This window comes from Pseudomonas farsensis, assembly GCF_014268805.2.
Lineage (GTDB): Bacteria > Pseudomonadota > Gammaproteobacteria > Pseudomonadales > Pseudomonadaceae > Aquipseudomonas > Aquipseudomonas farsensis.
In genome coordinates this window covers 25576-48727 of sequence record NZ_JABWRF020000002.1, presented here as the reverse complement: position 1 = coordinate 48727, position 23152 = coordinate 25576, and the positions used below count along the sequence as shown (strand labels likewise).

Here is a 23152-nt window from a genome sequence, read left to right as displayed (position 1 = left end):
GCGCAGGTGCGGTATTCCTGCATCGCCACCAGCGCGAGGTATAAAAGTACGGTTGCTGCTCACTCAAGCCAGAGAGCACGACTGTGGCATACCGTCCTACACATCCCGAGACACCGGAACCGGGCGAGCCCTATAGCCCTGAGCCTGCAACACACCCCGATACCGACTTCGAAGCGGGCTCGCATCACTTTGTTTCGCTGGTGCCCGCCGCCCCTGAGGAGGATGAAGATATCCTTCTGTCCATCAAGCAGGGCTTTGACCGAGAACATATCCAGCTGCAGACCCCGCACGACTTCGCTGCAGCCAGCTTGCGAGAGTTTCTGGACAAGCATGGCATCAGTGACTCCCCCGACGACCTGTTGCTCACCACCCTGTACCTGCATCTGGTCAACGAACGGCCTGGCCCTTGGCGCGCCCAGGTCGCTCATTCGATGACGCTCACCCAGGCACTGATCGCCAACTGGCAGCAGGAAGGTAGCGGCAGCCTGACCGATCACCTGGGTTTTCCCAAGCCTTGGCGCAGCGGGGGCTACGAAGTATCGGAAACAGTCGAACTAAGCTACAACGAGCAAGGTGACAGCTGGTCGTACGATGCCATCTATCGCCGCACAGATGCGCAAACCTACGGCGCGGCCACTCAGATCGAGCTCGACCCGGCCGTACTGCGTGCGTTCATCTGGGATGCGAAGTTACAGGGCCATTATCTGGAGTATCTGAGGCATTTCTGGAGTAATCATGGTGCTGATTACCCAATCATGTTCAAAGGCAATTTGGTGCATGCTGCGCTGCTGCAGCGCGATGAAAAATCGCTGAGTGCCGAGCACGCCGCGCTGGTGCTCAAAAGCATGATGCTGAGCCCCGACACCAGCTGGGAAAATACATCATTCCAGTATTTCGCCGACAACCCGGTTTCGACGAAGCGAACCCTATCGTCGCTGAAGATTTACGGTTTTGAAGCAACGGACATATTGGTATTCGCCGAACATGGCAGCGACCATACCGTGCTGTATATCCCAGGCAATTCTTCGCCGTTACATGGCTTCGCCAACATGCAGGAGTTGCGCGACTGGTTCACCCAGCAGTGCCGCGATCCGCGTAAGAGGGCGGCACTGGCCAGCCATTTCAGCAGCAAGGACCGCAAAGATGGCTTCTTCAGTAGTGGCGTCAATACCGCTCTGGATGGCTTGGCAGTGCACCCTCGGCGCCTCAACGACAGCACCGGGCACTGGTATCCCGCTAGCACCATCACCGTTGGCGATGCGCTGTTCCCCAGCCCGTTCGAGCATATAAGCGAGCGTATCCGGCAGCGCATGTTCAGCGATGCTGATTACGACATTGGCAGCCAGGGCAAGTACTACCGCCGGGTGCTTGGCTATGGCATGGAGCTGGCAGCCAACGTGGTGGGTGCAATAGCACTGGCGGTGCCGGTGCTCACACCTGTAGCCGTTGCCCTTGGGGTCGGCCTGGTGGTAGTCGGCGCTGGGGAGATGATCACTGCCCATGATCGTGAGGAGCAGGTCGAGGGCGCCCAGCGCCTGGCTTTCGGGCTGCTGAATGCGTTGCCGCTGCTGGGGGAAGTGTCGCAGTTGACGGCAGTCAAGGCCACGCTCAGTGCAACGCAGCGCGCCCCTGCCGAGGCCTCAGAGGCGGAACATGCCGCGCAGCTGGTCGCGGATACCGCCTTGGAGGGTGTCCAGGGCGAGGTACCTGACACGTTCGAGGAGTTCAAGGTCGTGCGCCCGGTGCACGATACCTTGCCGGATTACCTCAAGGGCCAGCTCAAGGATCTCGCGATCGACCGGCCAGTAACAGTGGTGGGCGGCGGCAAGGGCACTTTTCTTGATGACGGCAAGCTGTACGTCAGGATCCGGCCGCAGGTCTACCGTGTGCAGTGGCTGGAACACGAGCAGCAACTGCGCATTCGCTCGGAGGGCGAACCCGTGGTCTGGGGGCCGTTCCTGCGAAGCATGGACAGCGGTTACTGGGACATTGACCTGCGGTTTGGGCTGCGCGGCGGCACGACGCCGGTCACGGTGTTGGAGCATGCGCCGTTGCCGTCTGAGGTGATCGACGGGATCGCGAGCGAACCGCTGGTGCCCAAGGTCGAAACCAGTTTTGCCGTGGATGACTTGATCTGGAGCCATGAAAACGAGTGCTACGAGGCAGATATCGTGCTGACCCATGATGATCTCGGCGAGAAGTTCGACGAAAAGGTCACCTCGCGTCAGCCGGTCTGGTATGACGCAGACGCCGCTGCCTGGCGCCGCTTTGCCACCGACCACTATATCTGGCGCGAGTCCTACGGGCGCGACGGTGCAATTCGTTGGCGAGCCGGTAGCGCCAAGGATTTTGCTCGGGTGCGCCACCGCCTGCCATTCGAACAGAATATCAGCGAGTATCGGTTTCCTGACTTGCCGCAAATTCCAGTCGATGCGGCGCCCATCGCCAATGAAATCCATATGATCTGGGTGGGCGAGAAGGAACTTAACTACATGATCAAACGCAATATTCTGAAGAATACCCGTAACAAGCACTTCAAGTTCATCCTGCACCTGGACTGTGACGAGGTTGCGCTGCAAGCCAACCAGGCTTGGTGCGAGCAAATCGGCATCGAGTCGCGAAACCTGCGCGAACAACCTTATTTCAATGCGTTTATTGCCGATGCCCAGGGTGCTGCCTACAACTATTTCCGCAATCCGGTCGCTACTTCACGCAACTACGCAGCAGCCTCGGACTACCTGCGGCTGCGGTTGATCGATGAGAACGGAGGTATCTACATGGATGTCGATGACGTGTTGCTTACCCCTGATCCTAAGCCGCTGCTGGCCGCCCCCGAGGATGTTCTGGTTGGCGGGCAGTACCGGATGCCGTGGAACAAGCAGATGCGGGTCAACACCTCACACTTTGCCAGCCACCCTGGTAATCCGGTGCTCAAGCGCCTGCTGAGGGAGGCTGCGGATCGTTTCGATAAGTTGCCTTACACCTTCAAGAACTCGCCTCGGCCGGTCGTCAGAGATTTCACCAGCAAAGCTGAAGCTGAGCGCGTGATGAACGCGTACATGCAGACCATTTCGGACTTGGCAGGCCCTGACGCCTTTAACAAAGGCATGAAGGCCATCAGGCCGAATTCGTTCGGCTTGATCCAGCGCCAGCAGGGGTGGGTGCATTCCCAGGTATACGAAGAGTTTTACGAGGCAGCGCTCGAGCACTGGTTCCCGCTGCGGATGGGCGGCTCAATAGGGGCACAGCCAGGTAGCGCGCACACCTGGATGCATACCTGAAGGTCGACGGGCTGCGCGCTTGCAGCCCGTCGCGTGCCGATCAGGCCCGGCGTTCGTGCATACGCGCCAGCTGGCGCTCCAGCATAGATGGATAGGGCTCCATCAGGCGCTCGACACAGCACGCCCCCTCGGGGCTTGCGATCGGGCGAATGCGCGCACGCTGGCGCAGCAGCACGTCATCATTGATGCGGCGCTCCACCAGCAGCAGGTTGCGGCTGTGTTGCGACAGCGCCAGGGCATCCTGGGCCGGCTCGGTGATCAGCACGTCGACCAGTTCCAGCCCTTGCAGGTCATTGGCCAGCACCAGGCCCAGTTGCAGTTGCAAGGTGATGCCACTGTCGGCTACCTCGATTTGCAGGGCATGGCCCAAGGCACGCAACAACTCACCACAGCACACGGCGTTGGTCAGGTAGTCCTCGCCGCTGTCACGGCTGTGGAACAGCACCAGTGTGCTGCCGTCGTTCAGCGTATGCACTTCGCCTTCATAGAGCGACGCCGCCTGGTCGAGGCAGTCGCGATAACGCTCCAGCAGCTCGGTCAGACGGGTGCGAGGCAGGCGCCGCAGTTGTTCCTGCGAACCCAGTTGCACGGCCAGGATGGCGCTGCTCTGCGGCTCGTCGGACTCAATGGCGACCGGCTTGGCGGGTGCGGTTTCGTCGTCCATCAGGCCGGCGAAGGCGTCGTCGTCGTGCTCATCGGCTGGCGCTACGGCCGCTTTGGCGCGCGGAGCGGTTTTGACGAGTGCTGGGGCGTCGTCGTAATCGTCGTCGTCCTCGTCCTCATCTTCGGGCTCTGGCGGCGGCGGCGGTGCCAGGCGGGCGTGCAGCTGGCGGGCCAGGTCGCCGATTTCGTCCTGGCGATCGATGGCCGGCGTATACGGATGCGGGTCGCGCAGCCAGACGCGCAACTGCAGCAGCGGGGTGGAAATGAACCGCCCCAGGCGCAGGCTCAGGGTCAATGCCAATGCCAGCAGGATGGCCGCAAGGATGCCCATGCTTTGCAGGCTGATCAGCATCGGCTGCTGAAACTGACTCATGTCCAGGCTGATGCGCAACTGACCAGCGGTCACGTCCTGGAAGGTGATCTTGGTCTGGTAGAGGCCCTCGGCTTCGCCCAACAGGGTGTTGCGCGGACGCTGGCCGGCCTCGGCGAGGATGCGGTTGTCGACGCTGTAGATGGCGGCGTGGGCCACCAGCGGGTTCTTCACCAGGTTGCCCAGCAGCACGTTGAGGCTGAGGATGTCGTTGGACACCAACAGTTCGGTGGCCGAGGTGGCGGTCTGCGTGGTCAGGCTCTGCCCGACGGCGTCGGCCTGCTCGTGCATGGCCTGTTTGAACTGCAAACCCATTACGCAGGCATAGATCACCAAGGCCAAGGCCACCAGGAAGATGTTATGGCTGGCAATGCGCAAAGCCAGCGGGATTCGCCGTTGGCTCAGGGCTCGATAGATCATCAGGAAGAAGTTTTCGTTTTTGACTGGCGTGGGCCGGTTCACAGAGCGCGGCTCTTTATGGCGAGAAAGTTGCTGCGCAGTATAGCGACCGGAGTTTTGTCGGCAAAGTATCGATGGCGCCCGTCTGGCACTGAAAGTGAGTAGAATGCGCATTTTTCATCGAAGTCGGAGCCCGGTCTTGCGCGAAATCGTCCTGATCAACATCACTGGTGAAGACCGTCCGGGTCTGACCGCTGCCATCACCGGCGTCCTGCTCCAGGGCGGTGTGAACATTCTCGACATCGGTCTTGCGGTCATGCACGGCACGTTGTCGTTCGGCATCTTGGTCGACATCCCCGACAACGAAGTGGCCACGGCGCTGTTGCACAGCGTGCAATCCAAGGCTCACGAACTCAATTTACAGGCCCGCTACACGCCGGTTTCCGAGGCTGACTACCAGCATTGGGCGGACAGCCAGGGCGATGCGCGGCAGGTCGTTACCCTGCTGAGCCGCAAGATCACCCCCGAGCAACTGCAGCGGGTGAGTGCGGTGATCAGCCAGTACGGCCTGACCATCGAGCGCATCGAGCGCCTTTCGGCGCGTGTACTGCTGGATGCCGAGCAGGACAAGAGCAAGGCCGCGCTGGAAATTTCCGTGCGCGGCGAGCCGAGCGATGCCCAGGCCCTGCGCGCGGCGTTCTTTGCGCTGTCCGATGAGCTGAACATCGACATTGCCTTCCAGCGCGACGACCTGTTCCGCCGCAACCGCCGTCTGGCGGTGTTCGACATGGACTCGACGCTGATCGAGGCTGAAGTGATCGACGAGCTGGCCAAGGCAGCCGGTGTTGGCGAGCAAGTTGCGGCCATCACCGAGCGGGCGATGCGCGGCGAGCTGGATTTCCGTGCCAGCTTCAAGGAACGCATGGCGCTGCTCAAAGGCCTGGACGTCGGCGTGCTGGACCAGATTGGCGCTTCGCTGCGCCTGACCGAAGGTGCCGAGCACCTGTTCGCCGAGCTCAAGCGCCTGGGTTACAAGACGGCAATCCTGTCCGGCGGCTTTACCTACTTTGCCAAGCAGGTGCAGGCGCGCCTGGGTATCGACTATGTGTTCGCCAACGAGCTCGAAGTGGTCGATGGCAAGGTGACGGGCGTTGCGGTCGAGCCAATTGTCGACGCCCAGCGCAAGGCCGAGCTGCTGCAGCAGTTGGCTAGCCAGGAAGGTTTGCAGTTGGAGCAGACCATTGCCGTAGGCGATGGCGCCAACGATTTGCCGATGCTGGCGCTGGCCGGGCTGGGCGTGGCCTTCCGTGCCAAGCCGCTGGTGCGCCAGTCGGCCAGGCAGGCGATTTCGACCTTGGGCCTGGATGGTGTGCTGTATCTGCTGGGCGTGCGTGACCGCGAGGCCCGCGGTTGAGCTGAAACAGCGGGGCTGCTGTGCAGCCCTTTCGCGGCACAAGGCCGCTCCTACAGGGGGCATGAACCCTGCTTTTGTGGGAAATTCTATGGTTTTGTACAACCCTGTCCGGGCCTCATCGCAGGCTGTCGCCAGCTCCCACAAAGACCGCGCACAAACCCAATATCGAGGCCTGACCTGGGTTCCTGTGGGAGCTGGCGTCAGCCTGCGATGAGGCCAGGACAGGCCTGCACATGACTGTGCCCCCCAAAACCCGGCGTGGGAGCGGGCTTGCCCCGCGATGGGCCGCAAAGCGGCCCCAATAAAAAGGCCCTGCATGCGCAGGGCCTTTTTTATAGCGCGGCAATCAGGCCTGTGCAGGCACTGCCAGCAACTCACCCATGCGCACAGCCGACGCTGCGCCCAGGTTCTGCGCCCACTTCACCTGCTCTGGTCCGAACAGCACGATCGCGGTAGAACCCAGCTTGAAGCGCCCCAGTTCAGCGCCTTTTTCCAGGTGGATAGGCGCACGGCTGGCGTCGTCGTAGCGGAAGGTCTTCAGCTCACGCTTGGGGGGGGTGACCAGGCCAGCCCAGACGGTCTCGATGGAGGCGACGATCATCGCGCCGACCAGCACCACAGCCATTGGCCCGCGCTCGGTATCGAACAGGCATACCACACGCTCGTTGCGGGCGAACAGCTCCGGCACGTTTTCGGCAGTAGTCTGGTTGACCGAGAACAGCCGGCCCGGCACATAGACCATTTCGCGCAGGGTGCCTGCCAGCGGCATGTGTACGCGGTGGTAGTCCTTCGGCGACAGGTAGATGGTCGCGAACTCGCCGCCCATGAACGGCGCTGCCAGCGCCGGGTCGCCGCCGAGCAGCTCCAGCGCGCTGAAGCTATGGCCTTTGGCCTGGAAAATACGGCCGTGCTCGATAGGGCCCAGCTGGCTTACCGCGCCGTCTGCGGGGCAAACAATAGCGCCCGGGGTTTCGTCCAGCGGGCGTGCGCCTGGTTTGAGGGCGCGAGTAAAGAAGGCGTTGAAGTGCTCGTAGGCGCTTAGGTCTTCGACCAGTGCCTCGGACATGTTGACCTGGTAGCGCTTGGCGAACCAGGCCGTAAAGGCATTCTTGAACCAGCGCGCGCGGCACTCGGCAACGCAGCCGGCCAACCGCGACAGCAGGTGGTGCGGCAACAGGTGCTGGCTGATGATGAACAGACGGGATTTCATGCGGGTTCCTTAAACTTCTACAGGCGTGTCCGGGTGGTTGCCCCATTCGCTCCACGAACCGGCATAGGCCTTGATACGTGGGTAGCCGAGGGCTTTGGCCACCAGGTAGGTGAAGCCGGAGCGGCGGTGGGTCTGGCAATGGGTGATCACCTCTTTGTCAGGGGTGATGCCCAGTTGTTCGAGCACTTGGGCGATGTCCTTGCGGATGCGCAGGTGGTCGTTGAGGTCCATGCCGGCGGTCCATTCGAAATTGATCGCGCCGGGGATGTGCCCGCCTTTGGCGGCAAGCACCTTCTCGCCGTTGAATTCCTGTGGGCCGCGGGCATCCCAGATGACCAGGTCATCGGCGCCCAGGCGGCTTTGCAGGTATTCACGGGTGGCAGTTGGCTCGCTGTGGAGCTGCAAGCGCACGGGAGTATTGCCAGGCGCAGGCACGTCGGTGGACAACAGGTCGGCAGGCCAGGCCTGAATACCGCCGTTCAGGTAGTGGTAGCGGGTGTGGCCGATGACATCGAGCAGCCAGATGAAGCGCCCGGCCCAACCGCCGCCTTCGTCGTCGTACACCACATAGACGGCATCGTCACGGTGGCCGAGTTCGCTGAACAGTTTTTCAAGGTCAGCCTGGGCCGGCAGCAGGCCCGGGGCTGGCGGCTGGCCGAGTTGCGTGCGCTTGCCTTCGACAAAGCGCGCCCCGGGGATATGCCCGCTGACATAGCGGTTGGCGCTGCTCAGGTCGACCAGAATCAGCTGCTGCGAGCCAAGGCGCGGTAGCAGCTCAGCCGCTTCGATCACCAGGGGCAAGCCGGAAAAGTCAGTCATCCACGGTCTCCGGGGTGCAAAGAGAGGCGATTGTAGCGCAAGGCTCACGCATTGCGACTGGCAAACACTGCCAGGGCACGCTCGATGCATTGCGCGGTTTTACCAAACGCCTGCACACTGACATCGGCCAGCGGTTTGCCGCCTTGGTCGGCCACTGCCAGCATCAGCACCTGGTTGTTCACTGCCAGCGAGCGCAACAGCAGGTGCTCGCCACGGAAGAACGCGCGCAGCGGCGCCGGCAGCAAGGCCGAGAATTGCGCGTGGTTGTCTGGGGTCAGGCGCAGCTGGCCGGCCTGGGCCATGAGCTTTTTCAGCAGTTTGTTCTGGCCCAGCGGCAACGCCATGGTGCTCGCCTCGGCAGGCAGCCCGGCGATTTGCTGCACGCGCAGGTAGTCGCAGGCCTTGTCCAGGCTCAGCAGCATCACCCGCTCCATGCCACACGCCTGCAGTGCTTCACGGGCATGACTGGCCAGGTGCACGGTGTTGCTGAACGACGTCGGCTGGCTCAGCAGTTCCTGGCACAGCGCACGCCAGCGGGCGAGGTCTTCGGTTTTGGGCGGTGGCGGGGTGAGCATGTCCGGGTGTGGGCGGCGCTGGTGCCAGGGCCAGATCAACGCCTCGGCCGGGTGGAACAGCGCGTGGCGGGCATGATGACGGGCACTGGCGGCGGCCTGCTGGTGAACCTGCTGCTGGACGTCGTCCAGCGAGGTCTGCAGGTACAGCGCGGTCAGCAACTGCCAGCGCAGCAGGTGCGGGTTGTCCCAGCCCACCTGGGCGGCCAGCGCCAGGCCGTTGGCCAGCAGCACGGTGTTGGGCGGCTGGTTGAACCAGCGCCGCAGCGCCGGCTCTTCGTCAAGGCGGTGCTGCTGCACCAGCGGGTCGGGCTCACGGGCGATGTTCAGCACCTGGGCCAGCAATTCGCGCTCTTCGAGCAGCAGGTGGTAGCCCTGGGTCACCCAGCCCGGCAGCCGCCAGTGCTCGGCAACGGCTTGGCACAGCGGCATCAGGCGTACGCCGAACAGCTCGTGCTCGACTTCGGCAGCATCCTCGCCCTTGTGGATAACCCGCAGCTCCCACGCATCGAGCAGTTTGGGGTAAGCCAGGGCCATGGCCCACATCGGCGACAGAAACAACAGGCTGCCCCAATGGATGTCTTGCCACAGGCGCGCCAGGCGCGCACCGAACAAGCCGTTGGCCTGCTGGGTGGCATGCTGGCTGATCAACAGAAACTGGCGCAGCACGGGCGGGATGTCATCGCCGGGCACCGCCGGCAGGCGGGCCAACAGCTCGCTGGCGCGGCTCAGGCCCAGGCGGGTGAGGGCCACTTCGAGGCTTTCGGCGGGCGCGGCCTGGCTGGCGTTGGCCGGGTGATTGGCCTCGCGCATCACGCACAGCGCCAGGGCCGGGCTGTCCTGCATCAGGTCGGCGATCTCGCGCATCGACCGGCGGCTGTCGTTGATTGCCTGCAGGACGCGGTCATGGCTCTCTTTGGGGATGGGTATGCGCACCCCGTCGAGCAGCTTTACCCAAGCCTCAAGACTTGAAGGGACGCGAGTTGGTACCTTGGTTTCAATTGGCATTTTGACATCAGTCCGAACTGGCTTTTCGCTTGGAGTGGCTATAGTCTGGCGCAGTTCTGCCGATAAGTAGAAGAAGAGTTTTAAAGCTCCCGTCCCCGACCCTGACCACGACAGCAAGTGCTTTGAACCTATGGCTAAGATTATCGGCATCATCGTCGTATTCGCGAGCGTGCTCGGCGGGTACGTGCTTTCCCACGGCAAGATCGCTGCACTGATTCAGCCATTTGAAGTGCTGATCATCGGTGGCGCGGCGCTTGGCGCGTTCCTCCAGGCCAACCCTGGTTGGATGACCATGCACGTGCTCAAGAAGTCGCTGAAGATGTTCGGCAGCCGCTTCACCCACACCTTCTACCTTGAGGTGCTGGGCCTGGTGTACGAAATTCTCAACAAGAGTCGCCGCGAGGGCATGATGGCCATCGAGGGCGACATCGAAGACGCCTCGTCCAGCCCGATCTTCGCCAAGTACCCAGCGGTACTGGGCGATGAGCGCATGACCGCGTATATCTGCGACTACCTGCGCATCATGTCCACCGGCAACATGGCGCCGCACGAGCTCGAAGGCCTGTTCGACATGGAACTGCTGAGCCTGAAGGAAGAACTCGAGCACCCATCCCATGCGGTCAACGGCATCGCCGACGGCATGCCCGGCTTCGGTATCGTCGCGGCAGTACTGGGTATCGTGGTGACCATGGCTTCGCTGGGTGATGGCGATCAGGCGTCCATCGGCCTGCACGTCGGTGCGGCGTTGGTGGGTACCTTCTTCGGTATTCTGGCGGCCTATGGCTTCTTCGGCCCGCTGGCCAAGTGCCTGGAGCACGATGCCAAGGAAGAAGTGAACCTGTACGAATCGATCAAGGCGTCGCTGGTGGCTTCGGCCTCGGGCATGCCGCCGTCGCTGGCCGTGGAATTCGGGCGCAAGGTGCTGTACCCCAAGCACCGTCCGAGCTTTGCCGAGCTGGAACAAGCAGTTCGCGGTCGCTGAGTCATGGAAAACAACCAGCCGATAATCATCAAGCGCGTCAAGCGCTTCGGTGGCGGGCACCATGGCGGTGCCTGGAAAATCGCCTTCGCCGACTTCGCGACGGCGATGATGGCGTTTTTCCTTGTACTGTGGCTGCTGTCGACCGCCACCCCCGAGCAGAAGCTGGCCATCGCCGGCTACTTCAAGGACCCGATCGGCTTCTCCGAAAGCGGCACGCCCTACATCATCGACCTGGGCGGTACGCCGGAGCTCGCCCCAGAAAAGACCATCAACCCGGAAGTCAAATCCGAACCTACCCCTGACACCAGCCTGCAGCTGGACAAGGACAAGGTCGAGACCCTGGCCGAGCAGGTTGAGCGCGAGCGCCTCGAGCTGCTGTTGCAAGAGCTGCAGAACAAGGTCGAAGAGAACCCGCAACTGCAGAAGTTCAAGGACCAGATCCTGTTCGAGATTACCCAGGACGGCCTGCGCATCCAGATCATGGATGCCGAGAACCGGCCGATGTTCGACATCGGCAGCGCGCGACTGCAGCCGTATTTCGAAGACATTTTGCTGGCCATGGCCGACACCATCAAGGCGGTGCCGAACAAGATCAGCGTCAGTGGCCACACCGATGCCAAGCCGTTTGCCGGGATGGGTGATTTTGGCAACTGGGAATTGTCGGCCAACCGTGCCAACGCTGCGCGCCGCGCCTTGGTGGCCGGTGGCTACCCGGACGGGCAGGTGGCGCGGGTGGTGGGGTATGCGTCGTCGTCGCTGTTTGACCGCAAGAACCCGTTCAACCCGGTCAACCGCCGTATCGATATCATCGTGCTGACCAAAAAGGCCCAGCGCGACATCGAAGGCGAGCAGGGTACGCCAGAGGCTCCGTCCGCTACACCGCCGGCGGGTGCTGCACCTGGCGCGGCGACACCTGGCGATGCCGGTGCACCGATGCAGCCGCGTGAGCTTCGGCAGAAGCTGAACATCTTCGAAGATGGTGTGTTGAAGATGGACGATGCCAAAGAGCAGTAACTGAGAAGGGCCGCTGATGCGGTGATGCTGTTCACTCGGGGCTGCCGTGCAGCCCATCGCGACACAAGGCCGCTCCTGCCTGGGACTACGGTCTTCTGTAGGAGCGGCCTTGTGCCGCGATGGGCCGCAAAGCGGCCCCGGCGATCTCAAGTGAGCAGCATTACGCTGATGCGGCCCTTTTTCATGACCGCTCCAACGACAACGGCTAGTAGCTATCCTGCGGCAGGCTGGCGATGATCGAGCGGTAGCTGTTCATGCGCTGCTGGGTTACCTGGCCTTCTTCAAGGCCCTTGAGCAGTGCGCAGCCAGGTTCGCGGTCGTGCTTGCAGTCGCGGAAGCGGCAGTTGCCGATCAGCTCGCGGAACTCGATGAAGCCGTCCTCGACGTCATCCCGGCTGACATGCCCCAGGCCGAACTCGCGGATGCCCGGTGAGTCGATCAGGTCGCCGCCGTTGGGGAAGTGATACAGCCGCGCGGTGGTGGTGGTGTGGGTACCCTGGCCCGACCATTCCGACAGGTCTCCAACGCGGGTGCCGGCGTCCGGCAGCAGGCTGTTGACCAGCGACGACTTGCCCACCCCCGACTGCCCTACGAACACGCTGATGTGCCCATCGAGCGCCTGCTGCAGGCGTTGCATGCCGTCACCGTGGTGCGCCGACACTTCCAGCAGCGGGTAGCCGAGGCCGCGGTACACCTCAAGCATGGCGTTGAGCACTGGCGCGTTGTCGTCGTTGATCAGGTCGGCCTTGTTCAGCAGCAGCAGCGGGCGAATGCCGGCGTGCTCGGCGGCTACCAGGTAGCGGTCGATCAGGTTGGGGTGCGGCTCGGGCGCCGGAGCGAAGACGATGACGATCAAGTCAACGTTGGAGGCGACCGGTTTGAGCTGCCCATGGTTGTTTGGCCGGCACAGCTCGGTGGTGCGTGGCATCTGCGCCACGATCACGCCGATACCCTGGTTGCCGGCACGCCACACCACGCGGTCGCCAGTGACCAATGCAGGCAGGTTGGCGCGCAGGTGGCAGCGGAATACCTGGCCGGCGACGTCGCCGTCCTGTGCTTCGACTTCTACCTGGACGCCAAAGTGGGCGATGACCAGGCCCAACTGCTCAGGCCCCAGATCGCCGCCTTCAAGCTCCTGCAGCGCGTGCTGCTCGCGTTTGGCGGCGCGGGCGGCGCGTTCACCTTGGATCTTTTCGATGCGCCAGTTCTGGCGGCGGTTGAGCTGGCGTTTGGCCATGAAGGTTCCGTGTCGGCATGCAATAGGAAAACGGTTCGCAGTCTAGCACGGTGCGCCCATCGCCAGCCGCGCTAGGCTACTATGGCGGCCTATCCGAGGAGCCTTTCATGCAAAACCCACAGAACCTGATCTGGATCGATCTGGAAATGACCGGTCTGGACCCTGATCACGATGTCATCATCGAGATGGCTACCATCGTCACCGACAGCCAACTGAACACCTTGGCCGAAGGCCCGGTGATCGCCATCCATCAAAGCGACGAAGTGCTGGCGCGCATGGATGAGTGGAATACCCGCACCCACGGCAACTCGGGCCTGACCCAGCGTGTGCGCGAGAGCAAGGTCAGCATGGCCGAGGCCGAGGCGCAGACCATCGCATTCCTTGAGCAGTGGGTGCCCAAAGGCAAGTCGCCGATCTGCGGCAACAGCATCTGCCAGGACCGTCGCTTCCTTTATCGCCACATGCGTGCGCTGGAAAACTACTTCCACTACCGCAACCTGGACGTTTCGACCCTCAAGGAGCTCGCCGCGCGCTGGGCGCCAGAGGTGCGTGACAGCTTCCAGAAGGGCGGCACCCACCTGGCCCTGGACGACATTCGCGAGTCGATCGCAGAACTGCGCCACTACCGCGAGCACTTCATCAAGGTGTAAGCCGCAAGCCGCAGCGGGTCGGCAGCGTCCTTGGGGCCGGGTGATGTTCCCGGGCCATGGGCTTTTGCCTACAGATTGCAGCTTTTCATTTCTTTTCTGGGCTCGAAACATGTTGTTGATGCTTTACCTCATCGCCATCACTGCTGAGGCGATGACCGGCGCGCTGTCTGCGGGGCGCCGTGGCATGGACTGGTTTGGTGTGGTGCTGATCGCCTGTGTGACCGCGCTAGGCGGCGGCTCGGTGCGTGATGTGCTACTGGGCCATTACCCGCTGACCTGGGTCAAACACCCCGAATACCTGGTGCTGACCAGCCTGGCGGCGCTGTTGACTATTTTCATCGCGCCCTTGATGCGCCACTTGCGCTCGCTGTTTCTGGTGCTCGATGCGCTAGGGCTGGTGGCCTTCACCCTGATCGGCTGCATGACCGCGCTGGAAATGGGGCAGGGCATGCTGGTGGCCTCGATCAGCGGGGTGATCACAGGTGTGTTCGGCGGCATCCTGCGGGATATCTTCTGCAACGATATTCCGCTGGTGTTCCGCCGTGAGCTGTATGCCAGTGTGTCGTTTGCGGCGGCTTGGTTCTACCTGGGCTGCGTGTACTTCAAGGTGCCAGCGGAGCAGGCCATGCTGCTGACCCTGTTCGGTGGCTTTCTGGTGCGGTTGTTGGCGATCCGCTTCCATTGGGAAATGCCCAAGTTCCACTACAACGACCAGCAGTGAGATCGCCGGGGCTGCGCTGCAGCCCATCGCAGGCTAGCGCCAGCTCCCACGCAGGCCGTGCTCAACCGCAACATTGGTGGTTGGACCCAATCCTGAGGGAAATGATAGAGAGTCGTGGCGAGCGGGCTTGTCCCGCGTTGGGCTGCAGCAGCCCCGAAAACCCCAGGGGCTGCTGCGCAGCCCAACGCGGGACAAGCCCGCTCGCCACAAGTAGATATATCTGGCGGGAACAGGCTTGTACCAACCCATAGAATCTTCCACAGGAATCGAGCCAGACACCCATGTTGCAGCTGGCGCGGTCACTGTGGGAGCTGGCGCCAGCCTGCGATGAGGCCGTAACAGGCTCAAGCAACCCCGTGCTGGGCCAGCGCCCACTGCACATGCTCGCGCACCAGCTCCGACGGGTCGTCCTGGCGCGCCTTCAGTGCTTCGATCACCGGTATGGTCGATGGCGCATTGCCCAGCCCGACCGCAAGGTTGCGCGAAAACCGTTCGTAGCCAGCGCGGCGTAACGGTGAACCCTCGGTACGTGCCAGAAAACGCTTTTCATCCCAGCCGAACAGCTCGGCCAGCTCGATGTTGTCCAGCCCACGGCGGGGCATGAAGTCATCTTCGGTGGTGGTCTTGGCGAAGCGGTTCCACGGGCATACCAGCTGGCAGTCGTCACAGCCGAACACGCGGTTGCCGATCAGTGGGCGCAATTCCACCGGGATGGCGTGGCGCAGCTCGATGGTCAGGTACGAGATGCAGCGCCGCGCATCGAGCTGGTAAGGGCCGACGAAGGCCTGGGTTGGGCAGATATCCAGGCAGGCCTGGCAGCGGCCGCAGTGGTCGCTGCCCTGGACGCCGTCAATTGGCAGCGGCAGGTCGACAAACAGCTCGGCCAGGAAGAAGTAACTGCCAGCCTTGCGGTTGAGCAGCAGGGTATTCTTGCCGATCCAGCCCAGCCCGGCTTCCTGCGCCAGGGCCTTTTCCAGCACCGGGGCGCTATCGACGAAGGCGCGGTAGCCGAATGGGCCAATGGCCTGCTGGATGCGGTCAGCAAAGTGCTGCACCCGCTTGCGCACCAGCTTGTGGTAATCGCGGCCCAGCGCGTAGCGGGCGATATAGGCTTTTTCCGGCTCGGCCAGGCGCTTGGCCATCTCGGTGTCGCCGGGCAGGTAGTCCATGCGCAGCGAAATTACCCGCACGGTGCCCGGTATCAACTGGTCGGGGTGCGACCGCTTGCTGCCGTGCTCGCCCATGTACTCCATCTCGCCGTTATACCCGGCCTCGAGCCAGCGCTGCAGGTGCTGTTCATGTTCGCCAAGGTCGACCCCGGCGATGCCGACATGGGCAAAACCGAGTTCCTGGCCCCAATCCTTGATCGATTGGGCCAGCGCGGCGGGGTCTGGATGAGTCACGGACATTGGAAGGGGCAAGCATTACAGGGAGAGGTGCGTATAATTCTGCCAGACATCGGAGCCTTTGACCCCATGCCTCAGACCAAACACCCGGCCAATGCGCCGCAAGCCCTCGATCGCCTGGCCTTGGCGGGCCTTGCGCCGCGCCCGTTGGATGCCCACAAAGGCGATTTTGGCCATGTGCTGGTGGTCGGCGGCGACCTGGGCACGGGCGGGGCGGTGATGCTCAGTGCGCAGGCGGCGCTGCGCTGTGGCGCCGGGCTGGTCAGCGTGGCTACGCGGCCCGAGCATGTGGGCGCGGGCCTGGCCCGGCTGCCTGAAACCATGTGGCTTGGCGTCAGTTCGGCCAACCAGTTGCCGGGTGTGCTGGCGCGGGCCAGTGTGGTCGTGGTCGGGCCCGGCCTTGGCCAGGCGGCATGGGGGCGCAGCCTGCTGTCGGCCGTGGCCGGTGCGCACGTTGCGCAGGTGTGGGATGCCGATGCGCTCAACCTGCTGGCCGGCGCCCCGCTAAGCGTGCCTGGCGGCAGCGTGCTGACCCCGCATCCGGGTGAGGCTGCGCGCCTGCTGGGCATCTCTACCGAGGCCGTGCAGGCTGACCGCCCGGGCGCTGCGCGCAAACTGGCACGGCGTTACGCAAGTGTCTGTGTGCTCAAGGGGGCAGGCACGCTGATAGCAGGCCCCGATGGGCGCCTGGCGCTGTGCGAGCGTGGCCACCCGGCGATGGCAGGTGCCGGGCTGGGCGATGTGCTGACAGGCGTGCTGGCCGCGTTGCTGGCCCAAGGCCTGCAAGCGTGGCAGGCGGCGTGCCTTGGCGTCTGGCTGCATGCCCGCGCCGGCGAGCGCCTGGGGCGCGGGGGGAGAGGGCTGGCCGCCAGCGATCTGGTGCCGGTCATAAGAGAGTTACTTGAGGAGCATTGTGCGTGTTGACCCTGTTTCTGGCCGACGAATCGGCCACTGAAGTGTTTGGCGCGACGCTCGCCCAGGTGACTGGCGGGCATGGCGTGATTTTTCTCGAAGGTGACCTGGGCGCGGGCAAGACCACGCTGTCGCGCGGTCTGATCCGCGGGCTGGGCCATGCCGGGCCGGTCAAGAGCCCGACCTTCACCGTGGTTGAACCTTATGAGATTGGCGACATCCGAGCCTTTCACTTCGACCTGTATCGCCTGGTCGATCCGGAAGAACTCGAGTACCTGGGTATTCGCGATTACTTCGAAGGCGACGCCTTGTGCCTGTTCGAGTGGCCAGATAAAGGTGCGGGCGTTTTGCCAAAGCCTGACCTGACCATTACCATAAGCCCGCAAGCGGGCGGACGCTCGTTGCACCTTGCGCCACAAGGCGCGCGCGGCGAGGCATGGTGTGCCGTCCTGGCCAAAGAATTCTTAAAGTAAGTGGGGAAAGGTATGCGCATACGCGCACTGGTCGCTGTCGTTGGATTGCTGCTGACAACGGTGGCCGTGGAGGCTCTGGCCGTCACTCAAGTCAAGAGCGTGCGCCTGTGGCGCGCGCCGGACAACACGCGGCTGGTCTTCGACCTGTCCGGGCCTGTGCAGCACAGCGTCTTCACCCTGTCCGCGCCTGATCGGCTGGTCATCGACATCAATGGTGCCACCTTGGGCGGGCCATTGAACGTTGCCACCTCGAACACGCCGATCACCAGCGTGCGTTCGGCCCAGCGCACCCCCACCGACCTGCGCGTGGTGGTCGACCTGAAAAAGTCGGTCACCCCGAAAAGCTTCACCCTGGCGCCCAACGCCCAGTATGGCAACCGCCTGGTGGTCGACCTGTACGACCAGGAAGCCGATGCCATCGCTGCCAGCAACCCGACGCCTACGCCGCCGCCACAAACCCCGGCCACTACCCCGGCGGTGCCCGTTACCCCGGCACAGCCGGCTATCAAGCTGCCGCCAGTGCCTTCGGGCAAGCGTGACATCGTGGTGGCCATCGACGCCGGCCACGGCGGTGAAGACCCAGGCGCCTCTGGTTCGCGTGGCCAGCACGAAAAAGACATCGTGCTGCAGATCGCCAAGGAGCTGCAGCGCCAGATCAACGCCGAGAAAGGCTTCCGGGCCGAGCTGACCCGCACCGGCGACTACTTCATCCCGTTGCGCAAGCGCACCGAGATCGCCCGCAAGAAGGGCGCCGACCTGTTCGTGTCGATCCACGCCGATGCCGCGCCGTCCAAGGCCGCCTTTGGCGCCTCGGTGTTCGCCCTGTCAGACCGTGGCGCCACCTCCGAAACCGCGCGCTGGCTGGCCGATACCGAAAACCGTTCCGACCTGATCGGTGGTGCTGGCAACGTCAGCCTCGATGACAAGGACCGCATGCTCGCCGGCGTGCTGCTCGACCTGTCGATGACCGCGACCCTCAGTTCCAGCCTCAACGTCGGGCAGAAGGTGCTGGGCAACATGGGCCGGGTCACGCCGCTGCACAAGCAGCGCGTCGAGCAGGCCGGGTTCATGGTGCTGAAGTCGCCGGATATCCCGTCGATCCTGGTCGAAACCGGGTTTATCTCCAACGCCAACGAAGCCGCCAAACTGGCCACGGCCAGCCACCAGCAAGCCCTGGCGCGCTCGATCCACACCGGCGTGCGGCAGTTCTTCCAGCAGAACCCGCCGCCAGGCACCTACATTGCCTGGCTGCGCGACAGCGGCAAGATCGCCCAGGGCCCGCGTGACCATACCGTGCGCTCCGGCGAGACCCTGGCGATGATTGCCGTACGCTATCAGGTGAGCGTTGCCAGCCTGCGCGCCAGTAACAACCTCAAGACGGACGAACTGAAAATCGGCCAGCACCTGGACATCCCGGCTACCACCCTGGCGTCGCAACAATGAGTGGTGGCTCGCGCATCCAGCTGCTCAGCCCGCGGCTGGCCAACCAGATTGCTGCGGGCGAAGTCGTCGAGCGGCCGGCGTCGGTGGCCAAGGAACTGCTGGAAAACAGCCTCGACTCCGGTGCCCGGCGCATCGAGGTCGAGGTCGAGCAGGGCGGCGTGAAGCTGCTGCGGGTACGTGACAACGGCAGCGGTATCTCCGCTGATGACCTGCCACTGGCCCTGGCCCGCCATGCCACCAGCAAAATCCGCGAACTTGAAGACCTCGAAGGCGTGCTCAGCCTCGGTTTTCGCGGGGAGGCGCTGGCCTCGATCAGCTCGGTGGCGCGCCTGACCATGACCTCGCGCACTGCCGACGCCACCGAGGCCTGGCAGGTCGAAACCGAGGGCCGCGACATGGTCCCGCGCGTGCAGCCCGCCGCACACCCGGTCGGCACGTCGGTGGAAGTGCGCGACCTGTTCTTCAATACCCCGGCCCGGCGCAAGTTCCTCAAGGCCGAGAAGACCGAATTCGATCACCTGCAGGAAGTCATCCGGCGCCTGGCGCTGGCGCGCTTCGATGTGGGCTTTCACCTGCGCCACAACGGCAAGACCGTCTTCAGCCTGCACGAGGCCGGCGACGACATGGCCCGCGCGCGGCGCGTCGGCACCATCTGCGGCCCCGGCTTCCTGGAGCAGGCGCTGCCCATTGATGTCGAGCGCAATGGCTTGCGCCTGTGGGGCTGGGTTGGGTTGCCGACCTTCTCGCGCAGCCAGGCCGACCTGCAGTACTTTTTCGTCAATGGCCGCGCCGTGCGCGACAAACTGGTCGCCCATGCGGTGCGCCAGGCTTATCGCGACGTGCTGTTCAATGGCCGGCACCCGACCTTCGTGCTGTTTCTTGAACTCGACCCCACAGGCGTCGACGTCAACGTGCACCCGACCAAGCATGAAGTGCGCTTCCGTGAAGGGCGCTCGGTGCACGACTTTCTGTACGGCACCTTGCACCGCGCCCTCGCTGATGTGCGCCCCGAAGACCAGTTGGCGGCACCCGCTGCAACCACCGAGATGCTCCGCCCCAGTGGCCAGCAGGCCGGTGAATTCGGGCCCCAGGGCGAGATGCGCCTGGCCTCGCCGGTGCTGGAGCAGCCCCAAGGCGAGCCGCGGCAGCCGTTCACCTCTTCGGGTGCCGGCGCCGGCTACCAGTATCAATACACGCCGCGCCCGGCACAGCCGCTGAACAGCGGTGAAAGCCAGGCGGTGTATCGCGAGTTCTACGCGCCGCTGGCCAACGGCACTGCCGCCCCCGCGTCAGCATTGCCGGACAGCCAGGGCGACATTCCGCCGCTGGGCTACGCGCTGGCGCAGCTCAAGGGTATCTACATACTGGCTGAAAACGCTGTCGGCCTGGTGCTGGTGGACATGCACGCCGCCCACGAGCGCATCATGTACGAGCGTTTGAAGGTGGCCATGGCCAGCGAGGGCCTTAGCGGTCAGCCGCTGCTGGTGCCCGAAACGTTGGCCCTGAGCCAGCGCGAAGCAGATTGCGCCGAAGAGCACGCGCAGTGGTTCCAGCGCCTGGGCTTCGAGCTGCAGCGCCTTGGCCCGGAAACCCTGGCCATCCGGCAGATCCCGGCCTTGCTCAAGCAGGCCGAGGCCAACCGCCTGGTGATGGATGTGCTGGCCGACCTCATGGAGTACGGCACCAGCGACCGCATTCAGGCGCACCTGAACGAACTGCTGGGCACCATGGCCTGCCACGGCGCGGTGCGTGCCAACCGGCGCCTGGCCATCCCCGAGATGAACGCGCTGCTGCGCGACATGGAAAACACCGAGCGCAGCGGCCAGTGCAACCATGGCCGGCCGACCTGGACCCAGATGGGCCTGGACGATCTCGACAAGCTGTTCCTGCGGGGGCGATGACATGAGCAGCCTGCCTCCGGCGATTTTCCTCATGGGCCCGACCGCAGCCGGCAAGACCGACCTTGCCATCGAGCTGACCAAGGTGCTGCCGTGCGAGCTGATCAGCGTCGACTCGGCGCTCGTCTACCGCGACATGGACATCGGTACCGCAAAACCGTCCAAGGACATTCTCGCCGCCTATCCGCACCGCCTGGTCGACATCATCGACCCGGCCGAAAGCTATTCGGCCAAGCAATTCTGCACCGATGCGCTGGCGGCCATGGCCGAAATCACCGCGCGCGGCAAGATTCCGCTGCTGGTCGGCGGCACCATGCTGTATTACAAGGCGTTGCTCGAAGGCCTGGCCGACATGCCGCCGGCCGACCCTGAAGTGCGTGCTTCGCTTGAGGCCCAGGCCCGTGCCCTGGGGCTTGGCGAGCTGCACCGGCAGTTGGCCGAGGTCGACCCCGAGTCGGCGGCACGCATCCATCCGAATGACCCGCAGCGGCTGATTCGCGCACTTGAGGTGTACCGGGTCAGCGGCCTGAGCATGACCGCGCACCGCCAGCGTCAATTGGCGCAAAGTAGCGGCGCAGACGCAGGCGCGAACGGGCATTTGCCCTATACTGTGGCCAGTCTCGCCATCGCCCCTGCAGATCGTCACGTTCTGCATGAGCGAATTGCGCTACGATTTTCGCAGATGCTGGAACAGGGCTTTGTCGACGAGGTCCGATCGTTGCGGGCCAGAAGTGACTTGCACGTGGGGCTGCCGTCTATACGGGCAGTGGGGTATCGGCAGGTCTGGGAGTATCTCGACGGCGCGCTGGATGAGAATGAGATGCGCGAACGCGGTATCATTGCTACGCGTCAGCTGGCCAAGCGGCAGTTTACCTGGCTGCGTGGCTGGTCCGATGTGCATTGGCTCGATAGCCTGGCCTGCGACAATCTGTCCCGCACCTTGAAATACCTGGGAAGCGTCTCCATATTGAGCTGAGTCCCTGCTCATCGCCGTCCAGTCTTTCGACGGGCGGTGTGAATCACTGAATTCATTACTTTTTTATTATTGATCCTTACAGGAGTGCGGCACATGTCAAAAGGGCATTCGCTACAAGACCCTTACTTGAACACCTTGAGAAAAGAAAAGGTCCCGGTTTCGATCTATCTGGTAAACGGCATCAAGCTGCAGGGCCAGATCGAATCGTTTGACCAGTTCGTTGTGCTGCTGAAGAACACTGTCAGCCAGATGGTCTACAAGCACGCAATTTCCACTGTCGTGCCTGCCCGTCCTGTACGTCTGCCTAGCCCGACTGATGGCGAGCACGGCGACAGCGAGCCAGGTAACGCTTGAAAGTAGGAGCCTGCATTGTTCTTTGAGCGCCACGGTGGTGGTGAGCGGGCGTTGCTCGTTCACTTGGAAGGTCAGAACCCTGAGGCGCGCGAAGACCCGCAGGAGTTTCAGGAGCTGGCGTTGTCGGCCGGAGCCGATATCGTCTCGCTGTTGACAGTGACGCGGCATCAGCCCTCCGCCAAGTTTCTGATCGGCAGCGGCAAGGTCGAAGAGCTACGCGACCTGGTCAAAACTGCTGAAGCCGACCTTGTGATTTTCAATCACACCCTCACGCCCAGCCAGGAACGCAACCTCGAGCGCGTCTTCGAGTGTCGCGTGCTGGATCGCACCGGGCTGATCCTCGATATCTTCGCCCAGCGGGCGCGTACTCACGAAGGCAAGCTGCAGGTCGAACTGGCCCAGCTTGAGCACATGAGCACGCGGCTGGTACGCGGCTGGACCCACCTTGAGCGGCAAAAAGGGGGTATTGGCCTGCGCGGCCCGGGTGAAACCCAGCTCGAAACCGACCGCCGCCTGTTGCGGGTGCGTCTGCGCCAGATCAAAGGGCGCCTGGAGAAGGTGCGCAGCCAGCGCGAGCAGGCTCGCCGTGGGCGCAAGCGCGCCGACATCCCTTCGGTATCGCTGGTCGGCTACACCAACGCCGGCAAGTCGACGCTGTTCAACGCGCTGACGCATTCCGATGTGTACGCCGCCGACCAGCTGTTCGCCACCCTCGACCCCACGCTGCGCCGGCTTGAACTGGCGGACCTTGGGCCGATCGTGCTGGCCGATACCGTGGGCTTCATCCGCCACCTGCCGCACAAGCTGGTCGAGGCATTTCGGGCTACGCTCGAAGAGTCGAGCAACTCCGACCTTCTGCTGCACGTCATCGACGCCCATGAGCCTGAGCGCATGGAGCAGATCGAACAGGTGCTGGCGGTGTTGGGCGAGATCGGTGCTGAAGGCTTGCCGATCCTTGAGGTGTATAACAAACTCGACCTGCTTGAAGGCGTCGAGCCGCAGATTCAGCGCGATGCCGACGGCAAGCCGCAGCGGGTCTGGGTGTCGGCCCGTGATGGGCGCGGCCTGGAGCTGGTGGGGCAGGCGGTTGCCGAACTGCTGGGCAATGATCTGTTTGTCGCCACCCTGTGTCTTGAGCAGCGTTTTGCCCGCTTGCGCGCGCAATTCTTTGCCTTGGGGGCGGTGCAGAGCGAAGAGCACGATGAAGAAGGGCGCAGCCTGCTGAGCGTGCGACTGCCCAGGGTGGAACTCAACCGCTTGGTCAGCCGCGAAGGCATGGAGCCGCAAGTGTTTGTCGAGCAACACACTTTGCAATAAATGCTCGTCGAGGTCGCCGGGCAGCTGTGACAG

19 protein-coding genes are annotated in these 23152 nt (G+C 63.4%); 13 read left to right on the top strand and 6 right to left on the bottom strand.

Going from position 1 to position 23152, the window contains the following annotated elements:
- Positions 1-83: 83 nt before the first annotated feature.
- A complete protein-coding gene (locus HU719_RS23765; RefSeq protein WP_186537130.1) occupies positions 84-3281 on the top strand; it encodes a dermonecrotic toxin domain-containing protein in 3198 nt (1065 codons plus the stop codon).
- Positions 3282-3321: 40 nt separating this feature from the next.
- Here the strand turns inward: HU719_RS23765 and HU719_RS09670 are convergent, their stop codons facing one another.
- Positions 3322-4776: a histidine kinase gene (locus tag HU719_RS09670; RefSeq protein WP_186537129.1), complete on the bottom strand. Its 1455-nt coding sequence runs from the start codon at positions 4774-4776 to the stop codon at positions 3322-3324.
- A 136-nt stretch (positions 4777-4912) separates the two neighbouring features.
- Here HU719_RS09670 and serB point away from each other — a divergent pair, with 136 nt between their 5' ends.
- A complete protein-coding gene (serB, locus tag HU719_RS09665) occupies positions 4913-6127 on the top strand; it encodes a phosphoserine phosphatase SerB (protein WP_186520547.1) in 1215 nt (404 codons plus the stop codon).
- Between the two features lie 346 nt (positions 6128-6473).
- On the opposite strand, the gene asd is transcribed toward serB, so the two are convergent.
- From asd to HU719_RS09650, 3 genes are read right to left on the bottom strand one after another with little or no spacing between them, the layout of a single operon-like run.
- Entirely contained in the window at positions 6474-7337 is an 864-nt protein-coding gene (gene asd, locus HU719_RS09660; protein ID WP_186520548.1) for an archaetidylserine decarboxylase, read from the bottom strand.
- 9 nt (positions 7338-7346) lie between these two features.
- Positions 7347-8156 (bottom strand): rhodanese-like domain-containing protein, encoded by an 810-nt coding sequence (locus tag HU719_RS09655; RefSeq protein ID WP_186520549.1) that lies wholly within the window; start codon positions 8154-8156, stop codon positions 7347-7349.
- A gap of 44 nt (positions 8157-8200) precedes the next feature.
- Positions 8201-9736 carry an HDOD domain-containing protein gene (locus tag HU719_RS09650; RefSeq protein ID WP_186537128.1) on the bottom strand — a complete coding sequence of 512 codons (1536 nt, stop codon included), beginning with the start codon at positions 9734-9736 and terminating at the stop codon, positions 8201-8203.
- 130 nt (positions 9737-9866) lie between these two features.
- On the opposite strand from HU719_RS09650, the gene motA reads away from it, so the two are divergent.
- The gene (gene motA, locus HU719_RS09645) at positions 9867-10718 is read left to right on the top strand and encodes a flagellar motor stator protein MotA (RefSeq protein WP_186520551.1); all 852 of its coding nucleotides are present in this window, start codon (positions 9867-9869) and stop codon (positions 10716-10718) included.
- Between the two features lie 3 nt (positions 10719-10721).
- Complete coding sequence (gene motB / locus HU719_RS09640) at positions 10722-11732, top strand: flagellar motor protein MotB (protein ID WP_186537127.1); 1011 nt, start codon at positions 10722-10724, stop codon at positions 11730-11732.
- A 205-nt stretch (positions 11733-11937) separates the two neighbouring features.
- Here the strand turns inward: motB and rsgA are convergent, their stop codons facing one another.
- Positions 11938-12969 (bottom strand): small ribosomal subunit biogenesis GTPase RsgA, encoded by a 1032-nt coding sequence (rsgA, locus tag HU719_RS09635; protein ID WP_186537126.1) that lies wholly within the window; start codon positions 12967-12969, stop codon positions 11938-11940.
- A gap of 107 nt (positions 12970-13076) precedes the next feature.
- Here rsgA and orn point away from each other — a divergent pair, with 107 nt between their 5' ends.
- Both orn and HU719_RS09625 read left to right on the top strand, forming a co-directional pair.
- On the top strand, positions 13077-13619 hold the full coding sequence (orn, locus tag HU719_RS09630; RefSeq protein WP_186537125.1) for an oligoribonuclease: 543 nt from the start codon (positions 13077-13079) through the stop codon (positions 13617-13619).
- 109 nt (positions 13620-13728) lie between these two features.
- Positions 13729-14340 carry a trimeric intracellular cation channel family protein gene (locus tag HU719_RS09625; protein WP_186520555.1) on the top strand — a complete coding sequence of 204 codons (612 nt, stop codon included), beginning with the start codon at positions 13729-13731 and terminating at the stop codon, positions 14338-14340.
- A 344-nt stretch (positions 14341-14684) separates the two neighbouring features.
- Here HU719_RS09625 and queG read toward each other — a convergent pair whose 3' ends face one another.
- Complete coding sequence (gene queG, locus HU719_RS09620; RefSeq protein WP_186520556.1) at positions 14685-15749, bottom strand: tRNA epoxyqueuosine(34) reductase QueG; 1065 nt, start codon at positions 15747-15749, stop codon at positions 14685-14687.
- 66 nt (positions 15750-15815) lie between these two features.
- Here queG and HU719_RS09615 point away from each other — a divergent pair, with 66 nt between their 5' ends.
- The 7 genes from HU719_RS09615 (at position 15816) to hflX (ending at position 23119) form a co-directional block, all read left to right on the top strand.
- Positions 15816-16670 (top strand): NAD(P)H-hydrate dehydratase, encoded by an 855-nt coding sequence (locus HU719_RS09615; protein WP_186536722.1) that lies wholly within the window; start codon positions 15816-15818, stop codon positions 16668-16670.
- Positions 16667-17131: a tRNA (adenosine(37)-N6)-threonylcarbamoyltransferase complex ATPase subunit type 1 TsaE gene (gene tsaE, locus HU719_RS09610; RefSeq protein WP_437179660.1), complete on the top strand. Its 465-nt coding sequence runs from the start codon at positions 16667-16669 to the stop codon at positions 17129-17131. The genes HU719_RS09615 and tsaE overlap by 4 nt, the downstream gene beginning before the upstream one ends.
- A 12-nt stretch (positions 17132-17143) precedes the next feature.
- The gene (locus HU719_RS09605; protein ID WP_186520559.1) at positions 17144-18574 is read left to right on the top strand and encodes an N-acetylmuramoyl-L-alanine amidase; all 1431 of its coding nucleotides are present in this window, start codon (positions 17144-17146) and stop codon (positions 18572-18574) included.
- Complete coding sequence (gene mutL, locus HU719_RS09600) at positions 18571-20475, top strand: DNA mismatch repair endonuclease MutL (protein ID WP_186536720.1); 1905 nt, start codon at positions 18571-18573, stop codon at positions 20473-20475. Before HU719_RS09605 ends, mutL begins: the two co-directional genes overlap by 4 nt.
- Before the next feature lies 1 nt (position 20476).
- On the top strand, positions 20477-21448 hold the full coding sequence (miaA, locus tag HU719_RS09595; RefSeq protein ID WP_186520561.1) for a tRNA (adenosine(37)-N6)-dimethylallyltransferase MiaA: 972 nt from the start codon (positions 20477-20479) through the stop codon (positions 21446-21448).
- A gap of 93 nt (positions 21449-21541) precedes the next feature.
- On the top strand, positions 21542-21802 hold the full coding sequence (hfq, locus tag HU719_RS09590) for an RNA chaperone Hfq (protein ID WP_023629894.1): 261 nt from the start codon (positions 21542-21544) through the stop codon (positions 21800-21802).
- Between the two features lie 15 nt (positions 21803-21817).
- Positions 21818-23119 (top strand): ribosome rescue GTPase HflX, encoded by a 1302-nt coding sequence (gene hflX / locus HU719_RS09585; protein WP_186520562.1) that lies wholly within the window; start codon positions 21818-21820, stop codon positions 23117-23119.
- The last annotated feature ends 33 nt before the right edge of the window (positions 23120-23152 follow it).

Coding starts and splice junctions, on each gene's coding strand:
- asd (WP_186520548.1), bottom strand. CDS start 7,337: ATGAAATCCCGTCTGTTCATCATCAGCCAGCACCTGTTGCCGCACCAC.
- HU719_RS09655 (WP_186520549.1), bottom strand. CDS start 8,156: ATGACTGACTTTTCCGGCTTGCCCCTGGTGATCGAAGCGGCTGAGCTG.
- HU719_RS09650 (WP_186537128.1), bottom strand. CDS start 9,736: ATGCCAATTGAAACCAAGGTACCAACTCGCGTCCCTTCAAGTCTTGAG.
- motA (WP_186520551.1), top strand. CDS start 9,867: ATGGCTAAGATTATCGGCATCATCGTCGTATTCGCGAGCGTGCTCGGC.
- motB (WP_186537127.1), top strand. CDS start 10,722: ATGGAAAACAACCAGCCGATAATCATCAAGCGCGTCAAGCGCTTCGGT.
- rsgA (WP_186537126.1), bottom strand. CDS start 12,969: ATGGCCAAACGCCAGCTCAACCGCCGCCAGAACTGGCGCATCGAAAAG.
- orn (WP_186537125.1), top strand. CDS start 13,077: ATGCAAAACCCACAGAACCTGATCTGGATCGATCTGGAAATGACCGGT.
- HU719_RS09625 (WP_186520555.1), top strand. CDS start 13,729: ATGTTGTTGATGCTTTACCTCATCGCCATCACTGCTGAGGCGATGACC.
- queG (WP_186520556.1), bottom strand. CDS start 15,749: ATGTCCGTGACTCATCCAGACCCCGCCGCGCTGGCCCAATCGATCAAG.
- HU719_RS09615 (WP_186536722.1), top strand. CDS start 15,816: ATGCCTCAGACCAAACACCCGGCCAATGCGCCGCAAGCCCTCGATCGC.
- HU719_RS09605 (WP_186520559.1), top strand. CDS start 17,144: ATGCGCATACGCGCACTGGTCGCTGTCGTTGGATTGCTGCTGACAACG.
- mutL (WP_186536720.1), top strand. CDS start 18,571: ATGAGTGGTGGCTCGCGCATCCAGCTGCTCAGCCCGCGGCTGGCCAAC.
- miaA (WP_186520561.1), top strand. CDS start 20,477: ATGAGCAGCCTGCCTCCGGCGATTTTCCTCATGGGCCCGACCGCAGCC.
- hfq (WP_023629894.1), top strand. CDS start 21,542: ATGTCAAAAGGGCATTCGCTACAAGACCCTTACTTGAACACCTTGAGA.